The organism is Dietzia sp. SYD-A1, from assembly GCF_015356725.1.
Taxonomy (GTDB): Bacteria; Actinomycetota; Actinomycetes; order Mycobacteriales; family Mycobacteriaceae; genus Dietzia.
Genome location: NZ_JADDKI010000147.1, coordinates 1 through 5,636 on the forward strand (window position 1 = coordinate 1; position 5,636 = coordinate 5,636).

Genomic DNA, 5,636 nt, shown 5'->3' on the forward strand with positions numbered 1-5,636 from the left:
GCTCCCGCCCCCGGACTCGTCGTGGTCGACAAACCGGCCGGCATGACCAGTCACGACGTCGTCGGGCGCCTGCGCCGGTACTTCGGAACGCGCAAGGTGGGGCACGCCGGAACGCTCGACCCGATGGCCACCGGCGTCCTGGTGGTGGGAATAGAACGCGCCACCAAGCTCCTGGGGCTGCTCGCGCTGGAGACCAAGTCCTATCGGGCCACGATCCGACTCGGGGAATCCACCACCACCGACGACGCTGAGGGCGAGACCACGGCGCGGGTCGACGCCTCGACGGTGACCGACGAGGCGATCGACTCCGCGGTCGCGGCACTCACCGGCGAGATCGAGCAGGTGCCGTCCTCGGTGAGCGCGATCAAGGTGGCCGGCCGACGGGCCTACGACCGGGTCCGGGCCGGCGAGGACGTCCGGCTCGACGCGCGGACCGTCACGGTGTCGCGGTTCGAGATCGTCGAGCGGATCCCTGCCGGAGCGGTGGTGGACCTCGTCGTCGTCGTCGACTGCTCCACCGGCACCTACATCCGCGCACTGGCCCGCGACCTCGGCGCCGCGCTCGAGGTGGGGGGACATCTCACCGCGCTGCGCCGTACGTGCGTGGGACCGTTCGGCCTGGATGTCGCCCGCACACTCGGAGAACTCGAGGAGGATCCGCGGTTGTCCCTGGACCTCGACACCGCCGCGTTGACCGCCTTCCCCCGCCGCGACATCGACGCGGACGAGGCGGAGGGACTGCGACACGGGCGGTGGCTGCAGGCCAGGGGTGACGACGGGGTGGTCGCGGCCGTGGGTCCGGACGGACGGGTCGCCGCCCTGGTCTCCGAGTCCGGCAATCGCGCCGCTCCGGTCGTCGTCATGCGACCGGCGGGCCTGTGAGGCCCGGGCGTAAGGTGGTCGCCGTGCAGCTGTGGCGGACGTTCGACGAGATCGTGATCCCCGACGGCGGGACCTCCGTCGCACTCGGGGTGTTCGACGGACTCCACCGGGGGCACCGGAGCCTGGTGGACCACGCGGTGGCGGCCGGGCGGGAGTCGGGCGCGAGCCCGGTGTTGGTGACGTTCGATCCGCACCCGGTCGAGGTCATCCGACCCGGCACCCATCCCCTGGTCCTGACACCGCTCGAACGACGCGCGGAACTGGCCGGCGAACTCGGTGTCGACGCGGTCTTCGCCCTGCCCTTCGATACCGGCATGGCCTCGTGGGACCCCGAGGAGTTCATCGACCGCGTTCTGGTCCGGGGATTGCGGAGTCGCTCCGTCACCGTGGGGAACAATTTCTCCTTCGGTCGACGAGCCGCGGGGACCCCGGAGACGCTGCGTGAGCTGTGCTCCGAGCGGGGGATCGACGTTCGCGTGATGGACCTGCTGGAACTCGGTGGGGAACCGGTCTCCTCCTCCCGGGTACGTCGACTGCTCGCGGAGTCGGACGTGGCCGGCGCGGCGACGATCCTCGGTCGTCCCCACCGCGTGTCCGGGACCGTCGTGCACGGGGCCGGACGCGGGGGACGCGACCTGGGGTACCCGACGGCGAACCTGGACCTGCCGGAGTACACGGCCGTGCCCGTCGACGGCGTCTACGCCGGGTGGTTCACCCTCCTCGACGAGCACGACGTCGACGGGACGATCCTCCCCGGCCGGCGCTACCCCGCCGCGATCTCCGTGGGCACCAACCCGACCTTCGGGGAGGCGGCGCGGAGTGTCGAGGCGTTCGTGCTCGACGAGTCGGCGGACCTCTACGGACGTGTGGCCGCCGTCGACTTCGTGGACCACGTCCGCGATATGGAGAAGTTCTCCTCGGTCGACGAACTGCTGGTGGCGATGGACCGTGACGTCGCCAGGACCAGAGTCGTCCTCGATGTGGGGACCGCGCGCCGCTGACGCCGATTGGGGTGTCGGGTCCGAGCGCTGGTAACGTCTTCTCCCGGCCCTCCTGCGGTCCGCGGCGGCGGGGCCATTCATTTTCGCGGACTGGAACAACCAGGAGTCACCCATGGCGTTGAGCACCGAAGAGAAGAAGGCCGTCCTGGCCGAGTACGGCATCCACGAGACGGACACCGGTTCGCCCGAGGCCCAGGTCGCGCTGCTCACCAAGCGGATCAGCCAGCTGACCGAGCACCTCAAGACCCACCAGCACGACCACCACTCCCGTCGCGGCCTCCTCCTGATGGTGGGCCGTCGTCGTCGCCTCCTCAAGTACATCGCGAAGGTCGACATCGCGCGCTACCGCTCGCTCATCGAGCGCCTCGGCCTGCGTCGCTGAGCCGGCACCGCCCGCACGTCCACTGTTCCCCGTCCTCGTCGAGGGCGGGGAACAGTGCTGTGCGGGGGCGGTGCCGGGAGTGTCAGCGATGACCCGGGGGAGTTGCCACTGGTAGCCTGATCACGGCCGGTGCGCGCGTACCGGGTGTCGACAGGTCCGATTGACGGTCCTCGGTAGTGGCTGCCGGAACGACGGGTGCCCCGGGAGGGGGCACCGGTTCCGACCGCTTCGATCGAAGACCGGAATCGCCACCGGGACGCCCTGACGCGTGATCCGGCGGGCCCGGCGGAGACGTCTCCGCCGTGAGGCCCCAGTCACCGACAGAACAGGACTACACATGCCAGAGATCACGGCCGTCGAGGTCGAAGACGGGGTCTTCGAGACCGTCGCGACCATCGACAACGGCGACTTCGGTCGCCGAGAGGTGCGATTCGAGACCGGACGCCTTGCCAAGCAGGCCGCCGGGGCGGTCGTCGCGTACCTCGACGACGACACCATGCTGCTGTCCGCCACGACGGCGGGAAAGCATCCCAAGGAGCATTTCGACTTCTTCCCCCTGACGGTGGACGTCGAGGAGCGGATGTACGCCGCAGGGCGCATCCCGGGTTCGTTCTTCCGCCGCGAGGGCCGGCCCAGCACCGACGCCATCCTCACGTGCCGCCTCATCGACCGCCCGCTGCGTCCCACCTTCGCGGACGGCGTCCGCAACGAGGTCCAGGTCGTCGTGACCGTCATGAGCCTGGACCCCAAGGACCTCTACGACGTCGTGGCGATCAACGCCGCATCGGCCTCCACGCAGCTGTCCGGCCTCCCGTTCTCGGGACCGGTCGGTGGCGTGCGGATCGCCCTGATCCCCACCGCCGCCCGCCCCGAGGGGCAGTGGGTCGCCTTCCCGACCGTCGAGCAGCTCTCCGAGGCGGTCTTCGACATGGTCGTCGCCGGTCGAGTCGTGGGCTCCGGTGACAGCGCCGACGTCGCCATCATGATGGTCGAGGCCGAGGCCACCGAGACCGTCATCGAGAAGATCGCGGGAGGCGCACAGGCGCCCACCGAGGACGTGGTGGCGCAGGGCCTCGAGGCGGCCAAACCGTTCATCTCCGAGTTGTGTGCCGCACAGCAGGCACTGGCGACCGCGGCACCCGCCGAAGCCCGTGAGTTCCCCCTCTTCCCGCCGTACCAGGAGGATGCGCTCGCCGCGGTCACCGAGGTGGCCGAGGCCAAGCTCGGCGAGATCATGTCGATCGCCGACAAGCAGGAGCGCGACGGCGCGACCGATCAGCTCAAGGCCGAGGTCCTGGCGTCGCTGGAGGAGCGGTTCTCCGGGCGTGTCGGGGAGCTGGGTGCCGCGTTCAAGTCGCTCACCAAGAAGATCGTCCGGAAGCGTATCCTCACCGACCACTTCCGTATCGACGGACGCGGTGTCAGGGACATCCGCGCACTGTCCGCCGAGGTGGAGGTCATCCCGCGGGCCCACGGTTCCGCCCTGTTCGAGCGCGGTGAGACACAGATCCTCGGCGTCACCACCCTGGACATGGTCAAGATGGCCCAGCAGATCGACTCGCTCGGTCCGGAGACCAGCAAGCGCTACATGCACCACTACAACTTCCCGCCGTACTCCACCGGTGAGACCGGCCGGGTGGGCTCTCCCAAGCGTCGCGAGATCGGCCACGGAGCCCTCGCGGAGCGTGCGCTCGTGCCGGTGCTCCCCAGCGTCGAGGAGTTCCCGTATGCCATCCGCCAGGTGTCGGAGGCGCTGAGCTCCAACGGATCCACCTCGATGGGCTCCGTCTGCGCCTCCACCCTGTCCCTGCTCAACGCCGGTGTCCCGCTGAGGGCGCCGGTGGCGGGGATCGCGATGGGGCTCGTCTCCGACGAGGTCGACGGGGAGACCCGCTACGTCGCCCTCACCGACATCCTCGGTGCCGAGGACGCGTTCGGCGACATGGACTTCAAGGTCGCGGGCACGGGTATGTTCGTCACCGCGCTGCAGCTCGACACCAAGCTCGACGGCATCCCGTCCGAGGTCCTGGCCGGCGCGCTCACCCAGGCCCGGGAGGCCCGCCTGACCATCCTCGACGTGATGGCCGAGGCGATCGACGAGCCCGACGAGCTGAGCCCGTTCGCGCCCCGCATCATCGCGATCAAGGTCCCGGTCGACAAGATCGGCGAGGTGATCGGCCCCAAGGGCAAGATGATCAACTCGATCACCGAGGAGACCGGTGCGTCCGTCTCGATCGAGGACGACGGCACCGTCTACATCGGGGCCACCGACGGGGAGTCGGCCCAGGCCGCCATCGACAAGATCAACGCCATCGCCAACCCGCAGCTGCCCAAGGTCGGCGAGCGGTTCCTCGGAACGGTCGTCAAGACCGCCCCGTTCGGCGCCTTCCTGTCGCTGCTGCCCGGCCGCGACGGTCTGGTGCACATCTCGAAGCTCGGCCAGGGTAAGCGCGTCGGCAAGGTCGAGGACGTCGTGAACGTCGGCGACAAGATGCAGGTCGAGATCGCGGACATCGACAACCGCGGCAAGATCAGCCTCGTGCCGGTGGGCGACGAGTCCGCCGCGTCCGAGGCGTCGGCTGACGCCGAGGGCGACGACAACTGATCCACCGCCGGGGTCGCTCGCGCACCCCGGCACCCAGCGAGGCACGCACCCCTGATCCCGGGGTGCGTGCCTCGCATCGCTGGAAGGGAGAGCCGCCGTGGACCCCACGATCAGAGTGGACAGATCGATCCCCGGGCTACGTGTCGTCACCGAGGACCTCCCGTGGTGCCACACGGCGGCGGTCGGGGTGTGGATCGCGGCGGGATCCGCGCACGAGGCGCCCGGGGAGCACGGCGCCGCGCACTTCCTCGAACACGTCTTGTTCAAGCGGACGACCACGACATCGGGCAGGGAACTCTCCGAGCGGATCGATCTTCTCGGGGGGGACCTCAACGCCTACACCGGCCGCGAGCACACCTGCTATCACGTGCACGTCCCGGCCGAGGGCCTGGGGACGGCGGTCGACGTGCTGGTCGACGTGGTGGCGAACGGGTCCTGTGCGGCGGAGGACGTGGAGATCGAGCGGGACGTGGTGCTCGACGAGCTCGCGGGCCGGGCCGACGACCCGGAGGATCTCGCCTGTGAACTGGTCACGGAGGCCGTTCTGGGTGACGACCCGTTGGCCCGACCGATCATCGGTACCGAGGAGTCGGTGACGGCTCTGGACGCCGACACGCTGCAGTCCTTTCACCGGAGGGTGCTCCGTGCGGGTGATGTCGTGGTCGCCGCGGCGGGGCGCGTCGACCACGAGGACCTGGTCCGCCGCATCGCCGACGGACCGCTGGCCGCCGTGATCGCCGGCGGCCCGGACAGCGCGGCGTCCGCG

At 70.0% G+C, this 5,636-nt stretch carries 5 protein-coding genes; all 5 read left to right on the plus strand.

Annotation, left to right across the window (positions count from 1 at the left end):
• Positions 1–21: 21 nt before the first annotated feature.
• Positions 22–882 carry a tRNA pseudouridine(55) synthase TruB gene (gene truB, locus IY392_RS06885; protein ID WP_309234024.1) on the plus strand — a complete coding sequence of 287 codons (861 nt, stop codon included), beginning with the start codon at positions 22–24 and terminating at the stop codon, positions 880–882.
• A 23-nt stretch (positions 883–905) separates the two neighbouring features.
• Positions 906–1,883 (plus strand): bifunctional riboflavin kinase/FAD synthetase, encoded by a 978-nt coding sequence (locus IY392_RS06890; RefSeq protein ID WP_107756609.1) that lies wholly within the window; start codon positions 906–908, stop codon positions 1,881–1,883.
• Positions 1,884–1,995: 112 nt separating this feature from the next.
• Positions 1,996–2,265, plus strand: coding sequence for a 30S ribosomal protein S15 (rpsO, locus tag IY392_RS06895; RefSeq protein WP_017836938.1), 270 nt, complete (start codon positions 1,996–1,998; stop codon positions 2,263–2,265).
• A gap of 337 nt (positions 2,266–2,602) precedes the next feature.
• A complete protein-coding gene (locus tag IY392_RS06900; RefSeq protein ID WP_107756608.1) occupies positions 2,603–4,870 on the plus strand; it encodes a polyribonucleotide nucleotidyltransferase in 2,268 nt (755 codons plus the stop codon).
• Between the two features lie 97 nt (positions 4,871–4,967).
• The coding region (locus tag IY392_RS06905) for a pitrilysin family protein (protein WP_194860839.1) at positions 4,968–5,636 on the plus strand (669 nt) is incomplete at its 3' end.

What these genes read in the sequence shown, in the direction of transcription:
- rpsO (WP_017836938.1), top strand. Translation starts at nt 1,996, where the DNA reads ATGGCGTTGAGCACCGAAGAGAAGAAGGCCGTCCTGGCCGAGTACGGC.
- IY392_RS06900 (WP_107756608.1), top strand. Translation starts at nt 2,603, where the DNA reads ATGCCAGAGATCACGGCCGTCGAGGTCGAAGACGGGGTCTTCGAGACC.